Annotated in this window: 25 protein-coding genes; 11 read left to right on the forward strand and 14 right to left on the reverse strand. The window is 70.6% G+C overall.

Annotation, left to right across the window (positions count from 1 at the left end; genetic code table 11):
- Window positions 1–53 precede the first annotated feature (53 nt).
- From MBA17_RS41940 to MBA17_RS41955, 4 genes are all read left to right on the forward strand, one after another.
- The gene (locus MBA17_RS41940; protein ID WP_238503479.1) at window positions 54–557 is read left to right on the forward strand and encodes a DUF1269 domain-containing protein; all 504 of its coding nucleotides are present in this window, start codon (window positions 54–56) and stop codon (window positions 555–557) included.
- 176 nt (window positions 558–733) lie between these two features.
- Window positions 734–967, forward strand: coding sequence for a DUF6289 family protein (locus MBA17_RS41945; protein ID WP_238503480.1), 234 nt, complete (start codon window positions 734–736; stop codon window positions 965–967).
- A gap of 393 nt (window positions 968–1,360) precedes the next feature.
- Window positions 1,361–1,954, forward strand: a complete 594-nt coding sequence (locus tag MBA17_RS41950) for a Maf family protein (RefSeq protein ID WP_238503481.1) — start codon at window positions 1,361–1,363, stop codon at window positions 1,952–1,954.
- 207 nt (window positions 1,955–2,161) lie between these two features.
- Window positions 2,162–3,031, forward strand: a complete 870-nt coding sequence (locus MBA17_RS41955) for an EI24 domain-containing protein (RefSeq protein ID WP_238503482.1) — start codon at window positions 2,162–2,164, stop codon at window positions 3,029–3,031.
- Window positions 3,032–3,296: 265 nt separating this feature from the next.
- Here the strand turns inward: MBA17_RS41955 and MBA17_RS41960 are convergent, their stop codons facing one another.
- Both MBA17_RS41960 and MBA17_RS41965 read right to left on the reverse strand, forming a co-directional pair.
- On the reverse strand, window positions 3,297–4,382 hold the full coding sequence (locus MBA17_RS41960; protein WP_238503483.1) for a DUF4192 domain-containing protein: 1,086 nt from the start codon (window positions 4,380–4,382) through the stop codon (window positions 3,297–3,299).
- A gap of 116 nt (window positions 4,383–4,498) precedes the next feature.
- The gene (locus tag MBA17_RS41965; protein ID WP_238503484.1) at window positions 4,499–4,837 is read right to left on the reverse strand and encodes a hypothetical protein; all 339 of its coding nucleotides are present in this window, start codon (window positions 4,835–4,837) and stop codon (window positions 4,499–4,501) included.
- 204 nt (window positions 4,838–5,041) lie between these two features.
- On the opposite strand from MBA17_RS41965, the gene MBA17_RS41970 reads away from it, so the two are divergent.
- Window positions 5,042–5,587 carry a DUF1707 and DUF4870 domain-containing protein gene (locus MBA17_RS41970; protein WP_238503486.1) on the forward strand — a complete coding sequence of 182 codons (546 nt, stop codon included), beginning with the start codon at window positions 5,042–5,044 and terminating at the stop codon, window positions 5,585–5,587.
- Here the strand turns inward: MBA17_RS41970 and MBA17_RS41975 are convergent.
- From MBA17_RS41975 to MBA17_RS41990, 4 genes are all read right to left on the reverse strand, one after another.
- A complete protein-coding gene (locus MBA17_RS41975) occupies window positions 5,580–7,106 on the reverse strand; it encodes an ATP-dependent DNA ligase (RefSeq protein WP_238503487.1) in 1,527 nt (508 codons plus the stop codon). The two genes, MBA17_RS41970 and MBA17_RS41975, sit on opposite strands and share 8 nt — an antisense overlap.
- A gap of 77 nt (window positions 7,107–7,183) precedes the next feature.
- The gene (locus MBA17_RS41980) at window positions 7,184–7,558 is read right to left on the reverse strand and encodes an FKBP-type peptidyl-prolyl cis-trans isomerase (protein ID WP_455432959.1); all 375 of its coding nucleotides are present in this window, start codon (window positions 7,556–7,558) and stop codon (window positions 7,184–7,186) included.
- 172 nt (window positions 7,559–7,730) lie between these two features.
- Window positions 7,731–8,306 carry a YflT domain-containing protein gene (locus tag MBA17_RS41985; protein ID WP_238503489.1) on the reverse strand — a complete coding sequence of 192 codons (576 nt, stop codon included), beginning with the start codon at window positions 8,304–8,306 and terminating at the stop codon, window positions 7,731–7,733.
- Between the two features lie 64 nt (window positions 8,307–8,370).
- Window positions 8,371–9,810, reverse strand: coding sequence for a GuaB1 family IMP dehydrogenase-related protein (locus tag MBA17_RS41990; protein ID WP_238503490.1), 1,440 nt, complete (start codon window positions 9,808–9,810; stop codon window positions 8,371–8,373).
- A 174-nt stretch (window positions 9,811–9,984) separates the two neighbouring features.
- On the opposite strand from MBA17_RS41990, the gene MBA17_RS41995 reads away from it, so the two are divergent.
- On the forward strand, window positions 9,985–10,449 hold the full coding sequence (locus tag MBA17_RS41995; RefSeq protein ID WP_238503491.1) for a GyrI-like domain-containing protein: 465 nt from the start codon (window positions 9,985–9,987) through the stop codon (window positions 10,447–10,449).
- Here MBA17_RS41995 and MBA17_RS42000 read toward each other — a convergent pair.
- The 6 genes from MBA17_RS42000 to MBA17_RS42025 are packed head-to-tail and all read right to left on the reverse strand — an operon-like array spanning window position 10,446 to window position 14,733.
- Entirely contained in the window at window positions 10,446–10,982 is a 537-nt protein-coding gene (locus MBA17_RS42000) for a hypothetical protein (protein WP_238503492.1), read from the reverse strand. The two genes, MBA17_RS41995 and MBA17_RS42000, sit on opposite strands and share 4 nt — an antisense overlap.
- A gap of 10 nt (window positions 10,983–10,992) precedes the next feature.
- Window positions 10,993–11,220 (reverse strand): helix-turn-helix transcriptional regulator, encoded by a 228-nt coding sequence (locus MBA17_RS42005; RefSeq protein WP_238503493.1) that lies wholly within the window; start codon window positions 11,218–11,220, stop codon window positions 10,993–10,995.
- 19 nt (window positions 11,221–11,239) lie between these two features.
- Window positions 11,240–12,067, reverse strand: a complete 828-nt coding sequence (locus MBA17_RS42010) for an ABC transporter permease (RefSeq protein ID WP_238503494.1) — start codon at window positions 12,065–12,067, stop codon at window positions 11,240–11,242.
- The gene (locus tag MBA17_RS42015; RefSeq protein ID WP_238503495.1) at window positions 12,064–12,909 is read right to left on the reverse strand and encodes an ABC transporter ATP-binding protein; all 846 of its coding nucleotides are present in this window, start codon (window positions 12,907–12,909) and stop codon (window positions 12,064–12,066) included. Before MBA17_RS42015 ends, MBA17_RS42010 begins: the two co-directional genes overlap by 4 nt.
- 40 nt (window positions 12,910–12,949) lie before the next feature.
- Window positions 12,950–13,609 (reverse strand): nitroreductase family protein, encoded by a 660-nt coding sequence (locus MBA17_RS42020; RefSeq protein WP_238503496.1) that lies wholly within the window; start codon window positions 13,607–13,609, stop codon window positions 12,950–12,952.
- Window positions 13,606–14,733 carry a CaiB/BaiF CoA transferase family protein gene (locus tag MBA17_RS42025; RefSeq protein WP_238503497.1) on the reverse strand — a complete coding sequence of 376 codons (1,128 nt, stop codon included), beginning with the start codon at window positions 14,731–14,733 and terminating at the stop codon, window positions 13,606–13,608. Before MBA17_RS42025 ends, MBA17_RS42020 begins: the two co-directional genes overlap by 4 nt.
- Before the next feature lie 150 nt (window positions 14,734–14,883).
- On the opposite strand from MBA17_RS42025, the gene MBA17_RS42030 reads away from it, so the two are divergent.
- From MBA17_RS42030 to MBA17_RS42045, 4 genes are all read left to right on the forward strand, one after another.
- Window positions 14,884–16,443 carry a serine/threonine-protein kinase gene (locus tag MBA17_RS42030; RefSeq protein ID WP_238503498.1) on the forward strand — a complete coding sequence of 520 codons (1,560 nt, stop codon included), beginning with the start codon at window positions 14,884–14,886 and terminating at the stop codon, window positions 16,441–16,443.
- A 185-nt stretch (window positions 16,444–16,628) separates the two neighbouring features.
- Window positions 16,629–17,627: an NAD(P)-dependent oxidoreductase gene (locus MBA17_RS42035; RefSeq protein WP_238503499.1), complete on the forward strand. Its 999-nt coding sequence runs from the start codon at window positions 16,629–16,631 to the stop codon at window positions 17,625–17,627.
- A 229-nt stretch (window positions 17,628–17,856) separates the two neighbouring features.
- Window positions 17,857–19,206, forward strand: coding sequence for an FAD-binding oxidoreductase (locus MBA17_RS42040; RefSeq protein WP_238503500.1), 1,350 nt, complete (start codon window positions 17,857–17,859; stop codon window positions 19,204–19,206).
- Window positions 19,207–19,219: 13 nt separating this feature from the next.
- Window positions 19,220–20,479 carry a class I SAM-dependent methyltransferase gene (locus MBA17_RS42045; protein ID WP_238503502.1) on the forward strand — a complete coding sequence of 420 codons (1,260 nt, stop codon included), beginning with the start codon at window positions 19,220–19,222 and terminating at the stop codon, window positions 20,477–20,479.
- Window positions 20,480–20,683: 204 nt separating this feature from the next.
- On the opposite strand, the gene MBA17_RS42050 is transcribed toward MBA17_RS42045, so the two are convergent.
- Window positions 20,684–21,172, reverse strand: a complete 489-nt coding sequence (locus MBA17_RS42050; protein ID WP_238503504.1) for an anthrone oxygenase family protein — start codon at window positions 21,170–21,172, stop codon at window positions 20,684–20,686.
- A gap of 190 nt (window positions 21,173–21,362) precedes the next feature.
- Here MBA17_RS42050 and MBA17_RS42055 point away from each other — a divergent pair, with 190 nt between their 5' ends.
- Window positions 21,363–22,130, forward strand: coding sequence for a YqjF family protein (locus MBA17_RS42055; RefSeq protein WP_238503506.1), 768 nt, complete (start codon window positions 21,363–21,365; stop codon window positions 22,128–22,130).
- On the opposite strand, the gene MBA17_RS42060 is transcribed toward MBA17_RS42055, so the two are convergent.
- A complete protein-coding gene (locus MBA17_RS42060) occupies window positions 22,111–23,646 on the reverse strand; it encodes a long-chain-fatty-acid--CoA ligase (protein WP_238503508.1) in 1,536 nt (511 codons plus the stop codon). The two genes, MBA17_RS42055 and MBA17_RS42060, sit on opposite strands and share 20 nt — an antisense overlap.
- Window positions 23,647–23,753: the final 107 nt, after the last annotated feature.

The following is a 23,753-nucleotide window of genomic DNA, read 5'->3' on the forward strand; positions in this document are numbered from 1 at the left end:
GCGTGGGGAGGTACCGCGTGTTCGTCTAGGTACGTGAAACTCGGGGGATTTTCATGGCCAACTTGTTCGCCGTCGCCTACAACGACGTCGCCACCGCCAACGAGGTGCGAGACAAGCTCATCGATCTCCAGCGGGAGAACCTCATCGAACTCGCCGACATCGTGGTGGCCGAACGCACGGACGACGGAAAGATCAAACTCCACCAGTCGCACAACACCATCGGCATCGGCGCGGCCGGCGGCGCCCTGTGGGGCGGGCTGATCGGCCTGCTCTTCTTCATGCCGCTGGTCGGCATGGCCGTCGGCGCGGCCACCGGAGCCACGGCGGGCGCGCTGAGCGAATCGGGCATCGACGACGGTTTCATGAGGGAGCTCGGCGAACGCCTGCGCCCGGGGTCCGCCGCGTTGTTCATCCTCGTCGTCGGCGGCACCCGCGACAAGGTGCTGGCGGAGGTCGCGCCGTACGGCGGGCAGCTCATGAGCACCTCGCTGAGCGACCAGGCCGAGGAGCAGTTGCGCGAGGCGATGGCCGCCGCCAGGACGGGACGCCAGACCTGACCCGGGTCCTGATCCACGTCCTGATCCACGTCCTGACCAGCCAGAACAGTCGACGTTGAAAACATGAGCCTCCGTTGCGTTTTGCTGCTGGGCGACGGATGATCCGGTCACCGGGTTCGGAGCCCGCTCGTCGGGTGCGAGCCCGCACGCCGTTTCGTGATCAGGAAGGACCATCCGTGATCCGTCGCGTACTCGTCGCCGCAGCCCTCGCCCTGACCGCCTTGGCCGTCATCCCCAGCGTGCCCGCCCAGGCCAGGGCCTGCAAGATCGACTACGCCTGTTACACGGCCTACTACTCCGACGCCTCCCACACGACCCAGGTCGGCGGCAAGTCCGAAAGCTGCTCCGGCAACGTCACCACCTGGGGCGTGCGGTCGGGCTACCTGACGTTCAGCGAGTCGCCCTGCTGACCGCGTCTCGCCAGGAGCGCGCTTCCCGGCGGGCATGACCGGCACGCACGCACCCGTCGCGGCCCTGCCCGAGCGGGGGAGGCAGGGGGTGCGGGTGTGGTCAGCGTGCCGTACTCGTCCCGGTCGTGTCCGAGCGGGAGGTGGCGGTCGGGGGGTGCGGGATCTTGGTGGGCGTGGTCGGCGGCGTCCGTACTCGTCGCGGTCGTGTCCGAGCGGGAGGTGGCGGTCGGGGCGGTGATGTCGTCCGGGTCCTCTGGCGTTTGGCGGGCCGTCCGGTTGTTCGGTGTGGCCTGGGTGCGGTTCGTGGTGGGTGTGGTCAGCGTGCCGTACTCGTCGCAGTGGTGAGCCGCGAGGGGGCGATCGGAGGTCTGGTGTCGTCTAGGGTGGGGCGGCGTGACGACGATCGTGCTTGCCTCCGCCTCACCCGCTCGCCTGGCGCTGCTCCGTAGTGCCGGCCTCGATCCCAAGGTGATCGTCAGCGGGGTGGACGAGGAGGCCGTCACCGCCGCCTCGCCCGCTGCCCTCGCGCTGGCGCTGGCGCGGGCCAAGGCCCTGGTGGTGGCGGACGAGGTGACCAGCGGCCTGGTGATCGGCTGCGACTCGGTGCTGGAACTCGACGGCAAGGCGTACGGCAAGCCTGGCACGCCGGAAGAGGCCGTCGCACGCTGGCAGGCGATGCGCGGGGCCACCGGCCGCCTGCTGACCGGCCACTGCGTGATCGACGCCGCCACCGGGCGTGACTCCGCCGAGGTCGCCGCCACCACCGTGCGGTTCGGCACCCCGACCGACGAGGAGATCGCGGCCTACGTCGCCTCCGGCGAGCCGCTCCGGGTCGCCGGGGCGTTCACGCTCGACGGCCTGGGCGGCTGGTTCATCGAGGGCATCGACGGCGATCACGGCAACGTGCTGGGCATCTCCCTCCCGCTGCTCCGCCGCCTCTTCGCCGAACTCGGCGTCGCCATCCCCGACCTCTGGCGTTCGGCCTGACCACCTGGCCACCTGACCACCCGGCCGGGCTCGGGTGGACGGGGACGAAACCGACCAGCACGTCGAGTCCCCCTCGAAGCAGAGGCCGGGCATTCCTGTGATGGGGGAGATCGTCTTGTACGCGCGGGAGGCGTCGGCGTAGTCCCCGCTCCGAACGGGTTGCCTTGAGATCGTCGTGTGCGGGCGGGAGGCGCTAGCCTGCCGGGCATGGGAGCAATGCGGGCCTTCTTTGACGGCGTCGGTTTTTTCTTCCAGGGCTTGCGGTGGGTGGCACGGCATCCTCGTTGGTGGCTGTTCGGCTTGGTGCCGGCCCTGGCGGCGTTGATCGTCTATGTCGTGGTGCTGATCTTCCTCGGCAACCAGGTGGGCGCCATCGCCGACTTTCTCACGCCCTTCGCGGACGGCTGGAGCGCCGGCCTGCGGGACACCATGCGAACCCTGCTCGGCATCGTGATCTTCGGCGCGGGTCTGGCGCTCGCCGTGCTGACCTTCACGGCGCTCACCCTGATCATCGGTGAGCCGTTCTACGAGAAGCTGTCGGAGAAGGTCGAGGAGACCTACGGCGAGGTGCCTTCCGGGCATGACCTGCCGCTGTGGCAGTCGATCCCGCGCTCCATCCGCGACAGCCTGGTGACGCTCTTTTACGTGCTCCTCTTCACGATCCCCCTCTTCGCGCTCGGCTTCGTGCCGGTGGTCGGCCAGACGGTGGTGCCGGTGCTGGGCGCGGCGGTCTCCGGCTTCTTCCTGACGGTGGAACTCACCGCGCTCGCCATGGAACGCAGGGGGCTGCCGCGAAAGGACAGGTTCGCCCTGCTGCGGGCGAACAAGTCGGTGGCCCTCGGCTTCGGCGTGGTCATCTTCGTGATCTTCCTCATCCCGCTGGGCGCGGTCGTGGCCATGCCCGCCGCCGTCGCGGGCGCCGCCATCATGGTCCGCCGCCGCCTCGCCCCCGGCCCGGCCACCTCGCCGCGCGCAACCCCGCCGACTGCCCCGCCCTCAGCTCCCCCGGCAGCCCAGCCCGGTGCCGGGCCGACAACCCCGCCTCCCGCCCCGCCCACGACCCCTCCACCGGCCTGAGCAGTCTCACTCCTGCGGGCACGCCACCCGGGCACGGCGGCCTCCTCCCACCGGCTTGAGTAGTCGCGATCCTGCGGGGGCGCGTCATGTGGGGCGCGGGGGTCTGCCCCGCCGGCTTGAGTAGTCGCGATCCTGCGGCGGCATGTCATGTGGGCATGGCGGCCTCCTCCGCTGCCTTGAGTAGTCGCGATCCCGTGGGGGCGCGTCATGTGGACACGGCGGTCTCCTCCGTCGGCTTGAGCAGTCGCGCTCCTGAGAGACCCGGTCACCCGGGCACGGTGGCTTCCTCGTCGAGGATGGAGATCATCGGCAGCAGCCAGGACATCCGCGCGCTGCCCATGGCCTCGTCGAGATCGGCGGGGCCCGGCATGCGCTCGGCCAGCATGCCGGGCGAGAGGAAATGGTGCAGGGCGTGCATCAGCAGGTTGGCCATCGAATAGCCCGGGTCGGCGGCCAGTGCCCGCTCCAGCGCGATGCCGGCCAGCGCGCAGTCGCCGTCACGCCACGCGGACAGGCCCAGCAGGGCGGCGGCGGGCGGCACGAACCGCGGCTCCAGCCTGCGGGTGAGGTCTCCCCACAGGGCGAGATGGGTCCGCAGGGAGGGATCGTCGATCAAGGTCCACGCCTCGTCCCTGATCCTGATCACCGCCAGGGCGAGGCCCAGCCGCGCGACGTCGTCGTCACAGAGCCGCCGCCCTTCCTGGTAGGTCTCGATGGCCGCGCGCACCCGCGCGAGGCCGTCGGCGACGAAGGCCGCGGCGAACCCGTCGGCGTCACGGCAGGCGCGCACCCGTCGTCCCATCTCGTCGATCGCCCTGGCCGTCGCCTCGCGCATCGCCTCCCTCGCCGTGTCCGAGAGGGGCGCCGCCGACCGCTCCAGCGCCGCGCGATCACGGAGCGCGACCATGCCGTTGAGCGTGGCCTGGGCCGGGACCGGGCTGGCGGCCGGATCGTAGGGGGTGCCCTCGGCGGGGCAGCACTCCGCCCGAGCGCAGACGTAGGACCAGAACCGCCCCCGCTCGACGCGCAGCGCCTCGATCACGCGCAGCCCGGCCGTCTCGGCCAGCGCGCGGATCTCGTCGACCGCGGGCGTCACCCGCGCCCCCGGCCCGTATCCGACGAGGACGATCTGCGTGACCTGCTCCCGGCGAGTCAACGGGACGAGCTGGGCCGCCACCCCGGGCTCGATCGGCAGATCCCAGCGGGTGGTGACGCAGACCTGGCCGCGCGGCGGGTCGCCGGTGAGACCGATCACGACGAGGCTGTCGGCGGGATGGAAGCCGAGCAGATAGGGGACGGCGGCCAGCACGTCGACGGGGGAGGAGAGCAGAAGACTCGATGGGGTAGCCATGCCGGAAGCCTGTCGCTTCACGTGCCCGGCCGATCGCACCGAGTGACGTTCTGGGGATGGCCGCCAGCCGTACTCGAGTGCCCTGTGGAAAAGCCGGACGTGCGGTCGGCGGAGGGTCAGTCCTCTGCTTGCTTGCGACGTTCGTTGTAGGCGCGCATGCGCGGCGGATAGCCGGTCAGCTGCACGTCGTAGACGGGGAGGGCGAGGTCGCGGGCGACCTTGGCGATCACGCTCGGAGCGCCCACCCGCCTCCTGGTCCATTCACCGTCGTCGGCCACGGCGACGGCCGTGGTGTCGGTCGCGAAGGTCTCGGGCTCGACGTAGAACTCCACCCCCCGTCTCGATTTCGCGAACTCGATCAGCGCTTCGATGTCCGCGTCGGTGGCCTCACGATCGAATTTGGCAAGCCGTTGGCCGCGCCGTCTCCGTAGCCCGTAGCGATCCCGCCATTTCATGTCTCCTTGTATACCTCCCCGGATGCCTCAGTGGTGAGTCTCCGGGATGCCTCGGGGTTTCTCCTGATGTGTCCGACGCCAAGGTGACGCAAGATGGAGACGCAGCACCGACCGGAGAGAGGGACGCGGCTCATGGCAGGCACAGGGAGATCAACGGTGAGGCCCGGCTGGCAGGAACCACAACACCCGTACGCGGACCTCCGGGTGAGCGACGACGATCGCGAGCAGGTCGTCGAGCACATCAAGAGCGCCTACGCCGATGGGCGGCTCGACAAGGACGAGTTCGACGAGCGCGTCGACCGGGCGATGACCGCGCTCACCCACGCCGACCTCAGGCCGATCATGGACGAGCTGTACGGCACGCGTAACGTGCCCCAGCCGATGCCCCGATCGATGCCCCGGTCGATGCCGCAGACGCGCCGTCCGGTCCCGCCGAACGAGTCGAACGACCGGCTGGCCGCCGGAGCCGCCCACCTGCTCCCGCTGTGCGGCCTGTTCTTCCTCGGCCCGCTGATCATGCTGCTGACGGCGGGCAAGACCTCTCCCTACGTCCGCGAGCACGCGGTCGAGTCGCTGAACTTCCAGCTCACGCTGCTCCTCGCGACCATCGCGCTGCCCTTCACCGTGATCGGCATCGTGCTCATCCCGGTCATCTGGGTCGCCGCGTTCGTCCTGGTGATCATCGGTGGCGCCTCGGCCCTGGGCGCGGGACAGTTCCGCTACCCGCTCACCCTGCGCATGATCAAGTGAGGAGCGCTCGCACGGCGTCCACCGTGTCGGCCTCCTCGGCCCGCTTGTCCTGCCGGTAGCGCAGCACCCTGGCGAACCTGAGCGCCATCCCGCCGGGGTAGCGGCTCGAGCGTTGCACGCCGTCGATGGCGATCTCCACGACCTGCTCGGGACGCACGTGCACCGTCCACTCGTCGGCGGGCCCCTCGGCCAGCGCGAGGAACCGCTCGGTCTGCCACGCGAGCAGCTCGTCGGTGAGCCCCTTGAAGGTCTTGCCGAGCATCACGAAGCCGCCCGTCTCCGCCTCGCGCGCGCCGAGGTGCAGGTTGGACAGCTTGCCCTTGCGCCGTCCGCTGCCCCACTCGACCGCCAGCACCACCAGGTCGAGCGTGTGCCGCGGCTTGACCTTGATCCACCCGGCCCCGCGGCGTCCGGCGGCGTAGGGCGTCAGCGGCGACTTCACCACCACGCCCTCATGGCCGCGCCGTACGACCTCGGTGAAGAACGCCTCGCCCTCGGCCGGGTCGGCGGTCACCAGGCGGGGCGTCAGCAGCGTGCCGGGGACCGCCTCGGCGAGCGCGGCGTGCCGCTCGGCGTCGGGCAGGTCCAGCAGGTCGGCCCCGCGCAGCCGCAGCGCGTCGAAGAAGAACACGCTGAGCGGCGTGGCCGCCCGCAACCGCGCCACGTCGGTACGGCTCGCCACCCGGCCCGCCGTGACCTGGAAGGGCTCGGGCCGCCCGTCGGGCCGCAGCGCGATCACCTCACCGTCGAGGATCAGATCGTCGTACGGCAGCGCCTGGACGGCCTCCACCACCTCGGGTACCTGGGCCGTGATGTCGTCGAGGGTGCGGGTGAAGACGGCGACCTTCGAGCCGGCGCGGTGAGCCTGGACCCTGACGCCGTCGAGCTTCCACTCCAGCGCCGCCGTACCGCCGACCTTCTCCAGCGCGGCGGTCACCGTCGGGGCGCTCTGCGCCAGCATCGGCGAGACGGGCCGGCCCACCTCCACGTGGAACCCGCGCAGCGCATCGACGCCGTCGGCCAGCGCGGCCGCGCCCACGGCGGGCAGCCAGCCGCGCAGCGTGAGCGCCCGGCGGACCTCGGCGGACGGCGCGCCCGACGACTTCGCGATGGCCTCGATCATGACGCCGTCGAGGGCGCCCTGGCGGAGCTCACCGGTGAGCAGGCGGATGAGAAAGGTCTGTTCCTGCCGGGTGGCGCCGCCGAGCAGCTCGGCCACCAGGTTCTTGCGGGCGGCCTGGGAGCCCTGCCCGCTCTGTGCCTTGATCTGCTCCAGCCGGGCGTCGACCTGGGTGAGGGTCAGCGTGGCGATCTGGCGGGGCGCGGGGAACTCCTGGAGGGACCGCCAGCCCACGCCGATCTGGCGCTGGGGCAGCTCACCCGAGAGGTAGGCGATGGCGATCTCGGCCTCGGCGGGCGGAACCCGGCCGAGCAGCTCGGCGAGATGCCGGATCTTGCCCAGTCGTGCGGGGGTCCGTGCCACCTCTTCCGAGACCCTGGCCACATCGATCAGCAACACACCACCAATGGTGCCTCACGTTGCGGCCGACCGGGACGGGTGGGCCCGGCCGGCCGCAACGTGAGCAGGGGGAACCGTCAGCTCACGCCGATCAGGTCCACCACGAAGATGAGGGTCTCGCCCGGCTTGATCCGCGCGCCCGCGCCGCGGGAGCCGTATCCGAGGTGCGGCGGGATGGTGAGCCGGCGGCGACCGCCGACCTTCATGCCCGCGACGCCCTGGTCCCAGCCGGCGATGACCCGGCCGCCGCCCAGCGGGAACTGGAACGGCTGGCCGCGGTTCCAGGAGGCGTCGAACTCCTCCCCGGTGGAGAAGGCCACTCCGACGTAGTGCACGCTGACGTTCTGCCCGGACTTGGCGACCGGGCCGTCGCCCTCGTTGATGTCCACGATCTCCAGATCGGCGGGCGGGTTGCCCTCCGGAAAGTCGATCTCCGGCTTCTCCAGTGCCACGTGGTTCTCCTTGCGTGGATTCGCGCCGCTCTGCACAGGAACCGACCCGTGGGCGCGGCGGGGTCGGCCGGCGGCCACCCGTGTGGCCGACCGGACGACTCTACGTGTTCCCGGCGGAAGCTGGGTTCCCGGCGTGCCCGTGTTCCGCGCCCGGGGGGGAAACAATCACTCCTCAGCGGGGGGTGGATTCCCCCGCCGCCGGCTGCTCGCGGTGCCGGGTGTAGGCCCCGGCGGTCGGCGGGGTCTCCACGACCATGGTGTCGGCCTGACCGGTGACCCCCTCCATGATCGAGCGGGCGTGGTCCAGCGCCGAGGCGGCGACCAGCACGTCATAGCGCCCCGCGACGATCGCGCTGCGGGAGCCGAAGTCGCGCTTGCCGCCCTGGAACGCATGGTTGATGAAGCCGAACGCGGCCCCCATGACCGCGCCCCACAGGGCCGCCCACAGCACCAGGACGACGAAGGAGCCGGTCGTCGTGGTGAACAACCCGAGGAACAGGCCGACCACGGCGCCGAAGGCGGCTCCGCTGCCCGCGCCCCTGAGCGCGGCGCGCGCGTTGGTCACCCTGCCGGTGACGGTCTCCTCCAGCCGAAGGTCGCTGCCGACGATGGCGAGGTTCTCGACGGGGAAGCCCGAGTCGGACAGGCCGTCGACGGTTCGCTGCGCGGCCGGGTAGTTGTCGTAGCTGACCAGGAGCCGCCGATCGACGACGACGGGGGTTTCCGGGCCGACGGGTGGTTCGGTCATCGGAGCGCCTTTCGCGGGGGATGAGATCCGATGCTTCCGACTACCCGTCAGGCGGCGGATATTCCTACCAGCTCTGGTGGAGTGGCATGCCCTCGGTGTATCCGGAGGAGCTCTGGACGCCCACCACGGCGCGCTCGTGGAACTCCTCCAGGTCGACGGCCCCCGCGTAGGTGCACGAGGAGCGCAGCCCGGCCACGATCGCGTCGATCTGGTCCTCGACGCTGGGGCGCACCGGGTCGAGATACATCCGCGAGGTCGAGATGCCCTCTTCGAAGAGCGCCTTGCGGGCCCGCTCGAAGGGGGTGTCGTCGGCCGTGCGCAGCCGTACGGCACGCGCCGAGGCCATGCCGAAGTTCTCCTTGTACTTTCGGCCGTCGGCGTCGGTGCGCGTGTCGCCGGGGGACTCGTAGGTGCCCGCGAACCATGAGCCGATCATCACGTTGGAGGCCCCCGCGGCGAGCGCCAGGGCCACGTCACGGGGATGCCGGACACCGCCGTCGGCCCAGACGTGCCGGCCGAGCCCGCGGGCCTCGAGGGAGCACTCCAGCACCGCGGAGAACTGCGGGCGGCCCACTCCCGTCATCATCCGGGTCGTGCACATCGCGCCGGGCCCGACGCCCACCTTGATGATGTCGGCCCCCGCGCCCGCCAGGTCGCGCACGCCCTCGGCGGTCACCACGTTGCCCGCCGCCACGGGGACGCCCGGGTCGAGCGCCCTGACCGCCCGCAACGCGGCGATCATCTTCTCCTGGTGGCCGTGCGCGGTGTCGACCACCAGGCAGTCGACCCCGGCGTCCAGCAACTCCTTGCCCCTGGCCGCCACGTCGCCGTTGACGCCCACGGCGGCGGCCACGCGGAGCCGTCCCGAGGCGTCGAGCGCGGGCTGGTAGAGGGTGGCCCGCAGCGCGCCCGTCCTGGTCAGGATGCCGACCAGGGCGCCCTGCTCGTCCACGATGGGAGCGAGCCGGTGGCGGCCCTCGTGCAGCATCTCGAACGCCTTGCGCGGGTCGAGCCCGGCGGGCAGGGTGAGCAGCGAGGCCGACATGACCTGCGAGAGCTGGGTGTACATGTCCACGCCGTGGCAGTCGGCCTCGGTGACCACGCCGACCGGCCGGTTCTCCCAGTCGACGACGATGACCGCGCCGTGCGCCCGCTTGGGCAGCAGGTTGAGCGCCTCGCCGACGGTCTCGTGCGGGGTGAGCGTGATGGGGGTGTCGTGCACCAGGTCGCGCTTCTTGACCCAGTCGACCACGTCGGCGACCACGTCGATCGGGATGTCCTGGGGGATCACCGTGATGCCGCCGCGCCTGGCGACGGTCTCGGCCATCCGGCGGCCGGCCACGGCGGTCATGTTGGCGACGACGACCGGGATGGTGGTGCCCGTTCCGTCGCGGGTGGACAGGTCCACGGCGAGCCTGGAACCGACCGAGGACCTCGACGGGACCATGAACACGTCGCTGTAGGTCAGGTCGTGCGCGGGCGTCATGTCATTGAGGAACTTCACGTAGCCCCATCCTATGCGGCGAGAGGTCAAGGGTAATCGTTCCCCGTTCGCGGGCCAGAACGACGTTCCATACCGATGGATCGGGCCGACCTTTGATCCGCTTCTCACGTGGAGGGGCTACATTGACGGCGCGATCGATTCACGCCAAGGGGTGGGGCATGAGAGGGAGGCGCTGTGAACATCGTTGAACGGAGCGAGGTGCTGGTCGTCGGCTTCGCCGTACGAACGTCCAACGCCGAGGAGCTCGACCCGTCGCGGGCGCGTCTCCCGATCCTGTGGGGCAGGGCGGGCGCGCCGGGCGCGTTCGCGCACGTGCCGGGGAAGGCCGGGGAGAGCCTCTACGCGGTGCTCACCGACTACGAGAGCGACCATCACGGATCGTTCACACAGGTGGTCGGGGTCGCCGTGCACACCGCCGCGGCGCTGCCCGAGGGGATGGTGGCGGTCCGGGTGCCCAAGGTCTCCGCGATGAAACTGGAGGCTCGCGGGCCGATGCCCCAGGCGCTGGTCGAATGCTGGCAGCAGGTCTGGAAGCACACCGAGTCGGGCGCCACCCCGCCGCGCGCGTTCACCACCGATCTGGAGATCCACCACCCGGGCGGCGCCGACCTGTTCGTGGCGGTGCTGCAACCCCGCTAGTCGTCCTCGGGTGGCGGATCGGGCAGCCGCCACCCGGCGATGAGCAGCGGCAGCACGTAGTGGGTGAGCCAGAGGACGAAGGCCAGCGGGTAGATGATCGCGGTGGGGATGGTCATGGTGTCCTGCGTCGCGCGGTTCGTCACGAGTGCGGCCGTCAGGAAGAGCCCGCCGAGCACCCAGGTCGTCGCCCGGTGCGCGACGGTGATGGCCCGCCTGCGCTCGATCACCTGCCGTTCGTCGAGCAGGTGCTCGGCGAGCCCGGTGCTGCCCTTGGTGGCCACGTTGAGCAGGCTCACCACCGGGAGATAGATCATCAACGAGATCGCGAGCGACGAGATGGTGATGTTCCTGGCGAGGTCGCTGGGCGCGGCGAACCAGATCACCGGAATGCTCGTCCACTGGAGTGCCAGGGCGAGCACCCCGGCGCCGGCCAGCCGGCGGCGTTTGCGCCGGGTGTCGAGCAGGTGATGCCACCGGTCGTCCTGCAGTTTCTCGGCCTGGAGCCGTCGTCGGCGCTCCCACCATCCACTCATCTCGACCTCCTCAGCTGCCGAGACGTGGGAACGGCTGCAACGAGAAGACGACCTCGACCGGCACCTCGAAGTACGCGGCGATGCGGAGGGCGAGGTGCAGGCTCGGACTGTACTCCCCGCGCTCCAGGTAGCCGATCGTCTGGTAGTGGACGCCCAAGGCGCCGGCCAGGTCGCGGCGTGAGATCCCGCGTTCCGCGCGCAGCACGGTGATCCGGTTGTAGACGTCTTCCGCGGACACGTCGCAAGTCTCCCATGATCTACGCGGCCTGTGCCGCGAGCCGCCGTTCGGCCAGCCGTGAGCCGGATTCGCGGCGGGTGGCGCGGCGGAGCAGCACCGGAGCGAGCAGGATCCCGGCGAGCGCCCAGCCGCCGAGCACGGCCGCCGTGAACGCGGGACGCCAGCTCCCGGCGATCTCGGCGGCGAGCATGGAGTCGGGCAGGAAGGCCGACCGCAGGCCGAGTCCCTGCCAGTAGAGCGGGAACGCCTGGGCGATCCACTGCACGACCTCGGGCATGACCGTCACGGGGATCATCACCCCGGAGACGACCATCAGCGCCATCATCGGCAGGCCGAGGATCGCCCCGGCACTCTTCGGACTGGGCATCAGGCAGCCGATCGCGGCCCCCAGCGGCACCACGGCCAGCGTGCCGAGCGCGACCACCCAGGCCACCGTCGCCCAGTGGGGCGCGGTGACGCCGCCCACGGCCACGCCCACGCCGAGGATCAGCGCGCACTGCACGGTGATCTGGCAGAGCAGGGTCACGCCCCGTCCCACCAGATAGACGGGGATGCCGCGCGGCATGATCCGCAGCCGTAGCAGGGTGCCGTCCTCCCGGTCCGCCGAGATCATCATCGGCAGCGACATCAGCCCGGCCGAGAAGACGGTGAAGGCCAGGAATCCGGCGGTCATGAAGGTGCCGTTCGAGACGTCGGTCCCCCTCACCGGTTTGTCGCCCATCCACACCAGCAGCAGCGCGAACACGCCGACCGTGCCCACGAGCTGCGTCACCAGCTCTCTGCGGTCCTTCATCACGTGCAGGTTCTCCGCCCAGCCACGCTTCACACCGATCCACAACACGTTCATGCCGCCCTCCCGACCAGATCCAGATAGCTCTCCTCCAGCGACGGCCGCCGTACCTCCAGGCCCGGCACCGGGCCGTCGAACCGCCGGTGCAGCTCCCAGGCGAGCGCTGAGGGGTCGTCGGTGGCCCGCGCCCGCTCCTCACCGTCCTCCACCCACCGCACCCGCGACTGAGCCTGTACGGCCCGCGCCAGGTCCGCCGGTGCGCCGTGCATCGCGATCCGCCCGTCGACCAGGATCGCGATCCTGCCCGCCAGCCGTTCGGCCTCGACCAGGTCGTGGGTGGTGAGCAGCACGGTCATGCCCTCGTCGGCGGCCAGCTTCTCGATCAGCCGGTGGAACTCCTGCCTGGCCTCCGGGTCGAATCCGGTGGTCGGCTCGTCGAGGAAGAGCAGGTCGGGCCGGCCCACGATGCCCAGCGCCACGTCGAGGCGTCTGCGCTGGCCGCCGGAGAGGAGGCCCACCCGCTGGGCGGCCTGCTCGGTGAGCCCGAGCGCGGCCAGCAGCTCGTCGGGGTCGCGCGGGTCGTCGTAGTAGGAGCCGAGGTGCGCGACCAGCTCGCGCACCTGCCAGCGCCGGTGGTCGTGCCAGGTCTGCAGCACCATGCCGAGCCGGGCGCGCCAGGCGTCGCCGCCGCGCTCGGGGTCGACGCCGAGGACCTGCACCTCGCCGGCCGAGCGGCCCCGGAAGCCCTCAAGGATCTCGATGGTGGTGGTCTTGCCGGCGCCGTTGGGGCCCAGGAGGGCGAACACCTCGCCGCGCGGGATGTCGAGGTCGATCCCGCGCAGCACGTCGGCCGCGCCGTAGCTCATGCGCAGCCCGCGAACTTCGATCGCAGTACTCATGCGAACGAAGATAGTAGGTGTACTACATTCTGAGCAACTCCTACGACATCTCCTCCGGAGTCCAGAGCGGTTCCGGGATCTCGAAGCCCACGGGCTCGCCCCAGCGGTTGCGGTAGCTCACCTCGTGCACCGGGCGGCGGGGAGCCACGCCCCAGCGGCCGGTGGGGTAGCCGAAGGTGACCATGCAGGACAGGTTCCAGCCCTTGTCGCCGGGGACGCCGAGGATCTCGAAGGTCTCCTCCTTGTGGAAGATGCCGAGCACGCTGGTCAGCGCCGAGCCGACGCCGTGCGCGCGGGCCGCGAGCTGCGCGCTCCACACCGAGGGGAAGATCGAGCCACCGCCGGGATCGTTGCGGGTGAAGGCGAACAACAGCAGCGGATAGCCCTCGAAGTGGTCGGCCAGGTGTTTGGCCGATCTCAGCACCCGCAGGGTCTGCTCGTCGCCGGACTCCTCCGCCTTCTCCCGAAGAACCTTGTAGTGGCCTTCGAAGAGGCGGCCGAGCGCGTCGCGGTAGAGCGGTCCCAGCCGGCCGCGCACCGCCGGGTCGTCGACGAGCAGGAAGCGCCAGCTCTGGGCGTTCCCGCCGCTGGGCGCCCTGATCGCCGCGTCCAGGATGCTCCGCTGCACGTCCTGCGGGATGGGATCGGGCTTGACCCGCCGCATCGCCCTGGTCGTGTAGAGCGCCTCGAAGATGTTCAAGCGAGAACTCCCTTGTCGCGTAGTGCGGTCGCGTCCTCCCGGGTCAGTCCCCAGGAGGAGAGGTCGGTCAGCCGGGTGGCCGGTGACAGGTCGGCCTCGGGCACGCCGTCCAGGCGGGGGGCGGGCGCGGGCTGCGTGACCTCGCCGACCCGGACGAACGTGCCCCGTGCCGTGTTGTGCGGATGGACGGTGGCCTCGGCCGCGGACAGCACGGGTGAGACGCACGCGTCCGAGCCCTCGAACACCGCCTCCCACTCGGCCCGGGTCCTGGACCTGAACGCCCCGGCGAGCCGCTCCCGCAGCGCGGGCCAGTTGGCCCGGTCGTCGCGGTCGGGCAGCTCGGTCAGCCCCATCAGGGTCACCATCTCGGCCCAGAACTGCGGTTCCAGCGCGCCGACCGCCATGTGTTCGCCGTCGGCCGTCTCGTAGGTGTCGTACATCGGCGCGCCCGTATCAAGCAGATTGGTCCCGCGAGGCCCCCATGACCCGCTCTGCGCGCCGTGGTGGAACATCGCGAACAGCACCGACGCGCCGTCCACCATGGCGGCGTCGATCACCCGTCCCTTGCCGGTCCGTCCCCGCTCGACCAGCGCGAGCAGCACGCCGTACGCCAGCATCAGGCCGCCGCCGGCGAAGTCGCCCAGGATGTTGATCGGCGGTGTCGGTTTCTCGCCGGTACGGCCGAGCATCGAGAGGACGCCCGACACGGCGATGTAATCGATGTCGTGCCCGGCGGTGGACGCCAGCGGGCCCTGCTGACCCCAGCCGGTCATCCGCCCGTAGATGAGGCGTTCGTTGACCGCGTGCAGGTCGGCCGGCCCGATGCCGAGCCGCTCGGCGACGCCGGGGCGGAAGACCTCGATGATCACGTCGGCGTGGCGGGCCAGTTCCTTGAGGGCCGACACTCCTTCGGGGGACTTCAGGTCGAGCCCGATCGTCCGCTTCCCGCGGTCCATCACGTCGTTCCTCGGGCGGTCGCCCGCCCGCTCCACCGCCGCCACCCGGTCGACGCGCAACACCTCCGCGCCGTGGTCGGCCAGCATCATTCCGGCGAACGGCCCGGGCGCGAGTCCGGCCAGTTCGAGCACCCGAACCCCGGCCAGCGGGCCCGTGCGTTCACTCATCGCGTCTCCTCGATATCAGTCGTTGCCGTGGCGCTCAGTAGAACAACATTCGGCTTTATCTGGCAAGACGCCGCCCCGACCGCCAGCACCAGCCCCCGCGATATGGGAAACTTGCGGCCAATTGACCGGGGATCAAGGGGCGAAGCGGACATGGTGTCACCGGACGGCGAACAGCTGATCGCCCGGCGTTACCGCCTGTTGCGTAAAATCGGCCAGGGCGGAATGGGCGTGGTGTGGGAGGGGCAGGACACCCTTCTCAACCGGTTGGTCGCGATCAAGGAAGTGCTGCTGCCACCGGGTCTTCCGCCGGGAGACCACGAGCGCCAGCTGCTGCGCACCACCCGCGAGGCGCGGACCGCGGCCAGGCTCAACAACCCGTCCATCGTGCAGATCTACGACGTGGCGGAGCAGGACGGCCGCCCGTGGATCATCATGGAGCTCGTCGACGCCCTGTCGCTAGACGAGGTCGTCGAGCAGCAGGGCGCCGTGCCCGTGCGACAACTCGCCGACCTCGGCAGGCAGGTGCTCTCCGCGCTGCGGGCCGCGCACGAGGCCGGCATCCTGCACCGAGACGTCAAGCCGAGCAACATCCTGGTCACCGAGGAGGGCCGGGCGGTGCTCACCGACTTCGGCATCGCCACGGCGGAGGGCGACAGCTCCCTCACCCAGACCGGCATGGTCGCCGGCTCGCCGAGCTTCCTCGCGCCCGAGCGGGCCCGCGGCCAGGACTCCGGCCCCGCCTCCGACCTGTGGTCCCTCGGCGCCACCCTGTACGCCGCGCTGACCGGCCGCTCGCCGTTCGAGCGGGGCGACACGATGGCCACGCTGAGCGCCCTGCTCACCGAGGAGCCGAACCTCAGCCGGATCCCGCCGGTCATGCACCCGGTGCTCCTCGGCCTGCTCCAGCGCGATCCCGCCGAGCGGCTCAACGCCCAGCAGGCGGACGAGCTGCTGGAGCACATCATCGGCGGCCCGCCCCAGGCCAAGGGCGGCAGGCGGCGCACCGAAGCACCGATGGAACAGGCGCCGACCGGGCGCCGCCGTACGCTCCTGGTCGCCGGGGCGGTGGCGGTCGCCGCGGTGGCGGGGACCATCGGCTGGCTGACCCTGGGGCCCGACGACGCCGGGCCGCGCGCGGCCGACGCCGCGACCAAGGGCCCGGCCGCCACCGCCACCGCCGCGCCCGAAGCACCGTCGGCGACCCCCACTCCCACCCCGACGCCGAGCCCGGTCAGGACCAGACGGGTGTCCGTCACCCGCGTGTGGACCTCGCCGAGCGGCTGGACGATCCCCTTCCCGCGTGGCTGGAAGGGCTCCCGCCAGGAGATGTACACCGAGTGGCTGCGCCGCGACGGCAACGCGCACCTCGGCGTCGAGGAGGCCGTCGGCCGGGGCGGCGATCCGATGGAGGTCCTGGAGGAGTCGAAGGCGGGCTTCACCCCCTACGCCGAGGAGGTGAACACCCTGCGCACCGGCGCGGTGAACGTGCCCGGCGGCGCGGCGGCCGAGTGGGAGTTCACCTGGGTGGGCAGTGGTGGCGGCCGCAACGCGTGGGAGGTCCAGGGGGAGACCTACCACGAGCTGAGGCGGGTCATCGTGGTCGGCGACACCGCCTACATCCTGGAGTGGACCACCCGGGAAGCCGACTGGAACCGGCAGCAACGGCTGCGCGCCCAGGTGTTCCGCGGCTTCTCCACCGGAGGCGGGTGACCCTGGTGTTCGTGCCGTCGTGTGGGCGGGGCGTGTGCCGGCCTGTCTGCGGGTGGGCGTGATGATGGTGTTCGTGTCGTCGTGTGGGCGGGGCGTGTGCCGGCCTGTCTGCGGGTGGGCGTGATGATGGTGTTCGTGTCGTCGTGTGGGCCGGGCGTGCGTCGGCTCGACTTTGGAGGCGAGTGATGGCGGATCAGCCCTGGCGGGTGCTCGCGTTGCCGCCGCTGCCCGAGCGGGCCGTACGCGACCTGCTGGCCCCGCTCGGCGATGCGGTCGACGTCGCGGTGCCGGCGGCGCGGGAACGCGGTGCGTTGCTCGACGGCCTGGCCACCGCCGAGATCGTGGTCGGCGACTGGAGCGGGTCGCTCGTCATGGACGCGGAGGCCGTGCGGGCGGCGCCCCGGCTGGCCTTCGTCCAGCAGCCGTCCGTCGGCGTGGACGGTCACGACCTCGACGCGCTCGGCGCGGCGGGGGTGCCGCTGGCCAACGCGGCCGGAGTGAGCGCCGTCGGCGTGGCCGAATGGTGCCTCGCCGCCGCGCTGACGCTGTCGCGGCGGCTGGGGGCCGCCGACGCCGCCGTCAGGGCGGGTGGCTGGCCGCAGCTCGACCTGGGTCCGAGGGAACTGTCGGGCTCACGCGTGGGGATCGTCGGGTTCGGCCCGATCGGCGCGGCGTGCGCCCGCATGTTCGGCGCGCTCGACTGCCAGGTGTCCTACTGGTCGCGCCGCGAGCGTCCGCCGCAGGAGTGCTTCGGCGCGGCGTACCTCGGCCTCGATGACCTGCTCGCCTCCTCCGACGTGCTCGTCCTGGTCATCGCGCTGTCGGACGAGACTCGCGGACTGCTGGACGAGGCGGCGCTCGCCCGGCTGCCCGCCGGAGCGCTGCTGGTCAACGCGGCCAGAGGGGGAGTGGTCGACCAGCGTGCGCTGGCCGCGGCACTCGACTCGGGTCGGCTCGGGGGCGCGGCGCTCGACGTGTTCGAGACCGAGCCGCTCCCGGCGGACGATCCGCTGCGCGACCGCGACCGGGTGTTGCTCTCACCGCATGTCGCGGGGGTCACGCCGCAGTCGACCGGGCGGCTGGTCGCGATGGTGCTGGACAACCTGCGGGCGGCGGTGCAGGACCGCCCGGTGGCGGCCGTCGTCAACGGGGTGGATCCGGTGATCCGGCGCCGTCCGATGTGACCCCCCGGTGATTCGATCGGGCGCGGAGGAGTAGAGTTTCTTCGGTTCGGAGGACGCTGGCGCGGGAGAATGCACGTCGACCAGGGGAAACGGACAGTTTTCAGCTGGTTAACGTGTTGAGTCTGGTCTGTGGTTATTTCTGGAGATAGCGTTTCAGGGGACGATCTCCGTCTCTGGGAACCTGGGGGTGGTGTCATTGCCGACGCGTACCGTGAGTAGTAGCGGGCAGATGGTGGCACACCGGCGGGCGGTAGAGCAGATCCTGGAATCGTACGCCGCAATTCCCGAAGACGCGGCGCCGCGGCTGGCCAAGGCCACCACCAATCTGTTCAGGTTCCGCGACGGCGGTAAGGCGGCCAAGCTCTCCGCCAGAGACCTCGACCAGGTGATCGAGGTGGATCCGGTGACCCGCACCGCCGAGGTGCAGGGCATGACCACCTACGAGAACCTGGTGGACGCCACGCTGCCGCACGGGCTCATGCCGTACGTCGTGCCGCAGCTGAAGACGATCACGCTCGGCGGGGCGGTGACCGGGCTCGGCATCGAGTCCACCAGCTTCCGCGATGGGCTGCCGCACGAGTCGGTCGAGGAGTTGGAGATCCTCACCGGTGACGGGCGCATCATCGTGGCACGGGCGGACAACGAGCACGGCGACCTGTTCAGGGCGTTCCCGAACTCCTACGGCACGCTGGGTTACGCGCTGCGGATCCGGATCAAGCTGAAGCCGGTCAGCCCCTATGTGCGGCTGATCCACATCCCGTTCACCGACGCCGCCAAGTGCATGCTGGCGATGCAGGAGATCTGCGACCGGGGTGAGCACGAGGGGGAGCGCGTCGACTTCGTCGACGGGGTGTTCTTCCAGCCCGGGGAGCTCTATCTCACCGTCGGGCAGTTCGCCGACCGCGCGCCGTACGTCTCCGACTACACCGGCATGCGTGTCTACTACCAGTCGCTCCAGACCAGGACGCGCGACTGGCTGAGCATTCGCGACTACCTCTGGCGCTGGGACACCGACTGGTTCTGGTGTTCCCGGGCCTTCGGCGTGCAGCAGCCGCTGGTGCGGTCGCTGATGCCGAGACGCTGGATGCGGTCCGACGTCTATCGCAAGCTGGTCGGCCTCGACCGGAAGTACGGGCTGCTGGCCCGGGTCGACCGGTGGCGTGACCAACCGGTGCAGGAATCAGTCATCCAGGATGTCGAGGTCCCAGTCGAGCGGGCCGCCGAATTCCTCGATTTCTTCCATTCCAAGGTCGGTATGACCCCGGTCTGGATGTGCCCGCTCAAGGCGTCGGGCGACTGGCCGCTTTACCCGCTCGAAAACGGGCGGCTGTATGTGAATTTCGGCTTCTGGGGAACAGTTGCATTGCCAAGAGGCCAGTTCGACGGATACTACAACCGGCTCATCGAGCACGCCGTCCACGAGCTCGACGGGCACAAGTCTCTGTATTCGACGTCGTTCTATCCACGGGATGAATTCTGGCGTCTATACAACGGAGACGCCTACTGGCCGGTCAAGCGGGCATACGATCCCGGTGGCCGGTTGCTCGACCTCTACGACAAGTGTGTACGGGGGCGTTAAGGAGGTTGATCTTGTGTCGCTAGCACAGGTCTTCGAGAAAATGGTCGGATCGGATACCGGAATCGCCTTCGCCGCGTATGACGGCAGCAAGGCGGGTCCGGCGGGCGCGGACGTCCGCATCGAGGTCAAATCCCCGATCGCGGTCGCCTACCTGGCGCAGGCCCCCGGTGAGCTCGGTCTCGCCAGGGCCTACGTGTCCGGTCACATCGACGTGCGGGGTGACATGTACACCCTGCTCGACCGGATGTGGTCGCTGACCATCAGCGACCTCTCCACGAGTGAGAAGCTCGCTGCCGTCCGCGCGCTCGGGATGAAGCCGCTGCTCATGCGCGTCCCCCTGCCCAAGCAGGAGGTACGGCAGAGCATGCTGGCCCGCCTGGGCAGCAGACACGCCAAGCAGCGCGACGCCGAGGCCATCCATCATCACTACGACGTGTCCAACCGCTTCTACGAGTGGGTGCTCGGCCCGTCCATGGCGTACACCTGCGCCGTCTTCCCGCAGGAGGACGCCACGCTGGAGGACGCCCAGTACGCCAAGTTCGACCTGGTCGCGAGGAAGCTCGACCTCAAGCCGGGCATGCGGCTGCTCGACGTGGGCTGTGGCTGGGGCGGGATGGTGATGCACGCCGCCCGCGAGTACGGCGTGAAGGCGCTCGGGGTGACCCTCTCCCGTCAGCAGGCGGAATGGGCGCAGAAGGCCATCGCCGAGGCGGGTCTCGGCGAGCTGGCCGAGGTCAGGCACATGGACTACCGCGACGTGCCGGAGACGGACTTCGACCGGGTCAGCTCCATCGGCCTCACCGAGCACATCGGCAAGGACAATCTGGCCTTCTACTTCAAGTTCCTCCACGACAAGCTCAAGCCGGGCGGCCGGATCCTCAACCACTGCATCACCCGGCCCACCGCCTCCGAGAAGACCATCAACAAGGCCGGGTTCATCAACCGCTACGTGTTCCCCGACGGTGAGCTGGAGTCGGCGGGCTTCCTGATGCGGGAGATGGAGAACATCGGCTTCGAGGTCCGGCACGAGGAGAACCTTCGCGAGCACTACGCGAAGACTCTGGAGAAGTGGGTCGCCAACCTCGACGAGCACTGGGAAGAAGCCGTTCAGGAGGTCGGCCAGGGAACCGCCCGCGTCTGGCGGCTCTACATGGCGGGCTGCATCGTCGGCTTCGAACGCAACAAGGTCCAGCTCCACCAGGTGCTCGGCGTGAAGCTGGGCGAGCACGGCGAGTCCGGCGTGCCCCTGCGCCCGGCTCTCGACTGGCCCTGATCCGATCCACCCGGCTGCGCCCGGCCTCCGCTCCGGAGGGCCGGGCGCAGCCGTCTCCACCATGGGGACAGGCTCGACTCGTCCTGCGCCGTGGCCGGTTGCGCGGACAGGCCCGATCAGACTTGCTCCGTGGCCGGTTGCGACGATGCCGAGCGGGCGCGGCCACAGGCCTGATCCGTCGTGCGCCACGGCCGGGCGCCCTCCTCACCCCCACAAGAGCAGCCCGAGGCCGATGAGCAGCAGGCTGATCGTGCAGGAGACGGTGCGCGCGGTGTTCCACCTGGTCCACCGAGGCGAGTAGGCGGCCCACTGCGCGCCCGCGTCCCCGGTGTTCTCCGGCAGCTTGTCCAGGGCTTCGTTCATCGGCACGTTGACCGCCACCGTCGGCACGAAGGCGCCGAGCAGGTAGACCGCCGCCGCGCCGAAGAACGCCGTCGCCGCCGGGGTGGACCCGAGCGCCAGGAGCAGCGCGCCCGTCGCCGCCGAGGCGATCTGAGCGCCCACGAAGGCCGAGAGGAACACCGGGTTGAGGATCTTCCGGTTGATCCCGCGCATCGCGGTGATCGCGGCGGCGGGCGGGATCGCGTCCAGGCCGCGCATCACGGCGACCGAGAACGCGAAGAAGACGCCCGCGACGCCGCCGGTCAGCACGAGCGAGAGACCGGCGAAGAAGGCCGCCAGGGCGAACATCATGTGAGCTCCTCTGTGTGGATGATGCGACCCTATGAGAGCGCGCTCCGGCGGCGCATCGGCCCCGGGGTGACGGCGGCCTCCCACTTGCGGATGACCCCGGTTGCGACCCGGGGCGGAGGCTTTCATCCGGTGCGGGGGATCGTCGCGACCGCGCGGGCCGGGCCGGAATGACCGCGGTTAGGGTGTGTCCATGGTCGTGGAACCGATCACCGGGCTGACCCCGAGGCCGGTCGGCCGGGCGCTGATGGCGCAGGGGTGGCGTGAGGTCACCTTCGTCCACTGGGCGGTCGATCCGGCGCTGGTGGCCGGGCTGCTCCCGGTCGGCACCCGTCCCGACACCCTGGACGGCGTCACCTTCGTCGGGCTGATCCCGTTCCGCCTGCACCGGCTGGGTGTGCCGGACCGCCCTGCGCTGCCCTACTTCGGCACGTTCTGCGAGACCAACGTCCGGCTGTACTCGGTGGACGACGACGGGCGGCGCGGCGTGGTGTTCCTGTCCCTCGACGCCGCCCGCCTGCTGCCCGTGCTCACGGCCAGGGCCGGCCTGCGCATGCCGTACATGTGGGCGGGGATGCGGTCGGTGCGCCGGGCGGGCGACGTGGTCGCGTACGCCTCCCGCCGGAGGTGGCCGGGGCCGGCGGGGGCGGTGACCCGGGTGGTGGTCCGGACGGGGGAGAGGATCGGCGCGCCGAGCCCGCTGGAGAGGTTCCTGACCGCTCGCTGGGGGCTGCACGTGGCCTGGTACGGCCGGACCCTGTACATCCCCAACGAGCATCCGGAGTGGCCGCTGCACCGGGCCGAGCTGCTCGCCCTGGACGACCGTCTGGTCGAGGCGGCCGGCCTGCCCGCGCCGGCCGAGCCGCCCGTCAGCGTCGTCTACTCGCCGGGGGTGCGCGCCCGGTTCGGCCGGCCCTTCGTCGTCGCCCGGCCGCCGGGGGTCACCGGAGTTCGCGCTTGAGGATCTTGCCCGTGGCGGTCATCGGCAGCGCCTCGCGGAACTCCACGATCCGGGGATACTTGTAGGCCGCCATGTTCTCCCTGCCCCAAGCGAGCAGTTCGTCCTCGGTGAGCGTCGCGCCGGCCGTACGGATCACGTAGGCCTTGATCTCCTCGCCGTGGGAGTCGTGGGCGACGCCGACGACCGCGGCCAGGCTCACGTCGGGGTGGGTCGTCAGGACCTCCTCGATCTCGCGCGGGTAGACGTTGAACCCGCCCCGAATGATCATGTCCTTGGCCCGGTCGACGATGTAGTAGTAGCCGTCGGCGTCGCGGGTGGCGATGTCGCCGGTGCGGAACCAGCCGTCGTGCATCACCTCGGCGGTGGCCTCGGGGCGGTTGTAGTAGCCCTTCATCACGTTGTGGCCGCGGATCGCGATCTCGCCGGGGCCCTCGCCCTCGACGGTGTTCCACTCGGCGTCGACCAGCTGCATCTCCACGCCCCAGACCGGGGTGCCGATCGACCCCGCCTTGGCGGGTTTGCCCGGCTGGTTGAAGCTGGCCACCGGCGAGGTCTCCGACAGGCCGTAGCCTTCGAGGATCCCGGTGCCGAAGGTCGTCTCGAAGTCCTTGAGCACCTCGACGGGCGAGGACGCCCCGCCCGCGACCGCGACCCTGAGCGCCGTGGGGACGTCGCCGCCTTCGGCGTGGATCGTCGTCAGCAGCGCCCAGAACATCGTCGGGACGCCCGCGAACAGCGTGACCTCCTCCCGGCGCATCAGGTCGAGCGCCGGGCCGGGCTCGAAGCGGGGGAGCAGTACCAGCGTGCCCCGGCGGCGGAAACCGGCGTTCATCACCACGGTCTGGCCGAAGGAGTGGAACAGCGGCAGCACCGCGAGGTAGGTGTCGACGCCGTCGGCGTGCGGGAACAACTCATCGCTGATCATCGCGTTGATCAGCATGTTCTGGTGGCTGAGCTCGGCGCCCTTGGGCTGGCCCGTGGTGCCGCTGGTGTAGAGGATCACCGCGGTGTCGTCCGGTGCGGTCTGCGCCGTCGAGAAGGTGCCGGGCATCCCGTCGAGGGCCGCCCACAGCGTCTCGCCGTACTCGGACTCGGTGGCGAACGCCGTGGCGGGCAGCACGAAGAGGTGCTCCGCTGAGGCCGCCGCCTCGAACCCCGCCTTCCCTCGCTCGCCCAGGGGCAGCTCCGGCGTGCCCTCGAAGCAGAACAGCGCCTTGGCCTCGGAGTCGTCGAGGTGGTAGGCGATCTCGCGCGACTGGAGCAGCACGTTGAGCGGCACCACCGTGGCCCCGGTCTTGAGGATCCCGAAGTAGACGAACGGGAAGTAGGGCAGGTTGGGGCACGCGATCGCCACCTTGTCGCCCCGGCCGACGCCCCGCGCCACCAGCAGGTTCGCCACCTGGTTGGCGATGGTGTCCACCAGGGAGTACGGCAGGCGCAGATCGCCGTAGACCAGGGCGGTGCGGTCGGGCACCTCCCGGGCGCTGTCCTCCAGAACGATCGCGAGGTTGAGCATGCGACGCTTCCTCCTTCGAGCCGGGCCAATCAGGTGAATGCCGCCCATACTTCCAGGGAGAGGCTACCGACGGGTAGGTATTGCCGCACAGTTCCGCCCTTCAGTGG

The sequence above is a fragment of the Dolomitihabitans soli genome (genome assembly GCF_022213955.1).
Lineage (GTDB): Bacteria > Actinomycetota > Actinomycetes > Streptosporangiales > Streptosporangiaceae > Streptosporangium_A > Streptosporangium_A soli.

Bases quoted from the DNA above. Each gene is read 5' to 3' on its own strand.
- MBA17_RS42035 (WP_238503499.1), top strand. From the start codon at position 16,629: ATGGCGGATCAGCCCTGGCGGGTGCTCGCGTTGCCGCCGCTGCCCGAG.
- MBA17_RS42010 (WP_238503494.1), bottom strand. From the start codon at position 12,067: ATGAACGTGTTGTGGATCGGTGTGAAGCGTGGCTGGGCGGAGAACCTG.
- MBA17_RS41955 (WP_238503482.1), top strand. From the start codon at position 2,162: ATGGGAGCAATGCGGGCCTTCTTTGACGGCGTCGGTTTTTTCTTCCAG.
- MBA17_RS41940 (WP_238503479.1), top strand. From the start codon at position 54: ATGGCCAACTTGTTCGCCGTCGCCTACAACGACGTCGCCACCGCCAAC.
- MBA17_RS41965 (WP_238503484.1), bottom strand. From the start codon at position 4,837: ATGAAATGGCGGGATCGCTACGGGCTACGGAGACGGCGCGGCCAACGG.
- MBA17_RS42000 (WP_238503492.1), bottom strand. From the start codon at position 10,982: ATGAGTGGATGGTGGGAGCGCCGACGACGGCTCCAGGCCGAGAAACTG.
- MBA17_RS42060 (WP_238503508.1), bottom strand. From the start codon at position 23,646: ATGCTCAACCTCGCGATCGTTCTGGAGGACAGCGCCCGGGAGGTGCCC.
- MBA17_RS42050 (WP_238503504.1), bottom strand. From the start codon at position 21,172: ATGATGTTCGCCCTGGCGGCCTTCTTCGCCGGTCTCTCGCTCGTGCTG.
- MBA17_RS41985 (WP_238503489.1), bottom strand. From the start codon at position 8,306: ATGACCGAACCACCCGTCGGCCCGGAAACCCCCGTCGTCGTCGATCGG.
- MBA17_RS41960 (WP_238503483.1), bottom strand. From the start codon at position 4,382: ATGGCTACCCCATCGAGTCTTCTGCTCTCCTCCCCCGTCGACGTGCTG.
- MBA17_RS42055 (WP_238503506.1), top strand. From the start codon at position 21,363: ATGGTCGTGGAACCGATCACCGGGCTGACCCCGAGGCCGGTCGGCCGG.
- MBA17_RS42015 (WP_238503495.1), bottom strand. From the start codon at position 12,909: ATGAGTACTGCGATCGAAGTTCGCGGGCTGCGCATGAGCTACGGCGCG.
- MBA17_RS42040 (WP_238503500.1), top strand. From the start codon at position 17,857: ATGGTGGCACACCGGCGGGCGGTAGAGCAGATCCTGGAATCGTACGCC.
- MBA17_RS42025 (WP_238503497.1), bottom strand. From the start codon at position 14,733: ATGAGTGAACGCACGGGCCCGCTGGCCGGGGTTCGGGTGCTCGAACTG.
- MBA17_RS42030 (WP_238503498.1), top strand. From the start codon at position 14,884: ATGGTGTCACCGGACGGCGAACAGCTGATCGCCCGGCGTTACCGCCTG.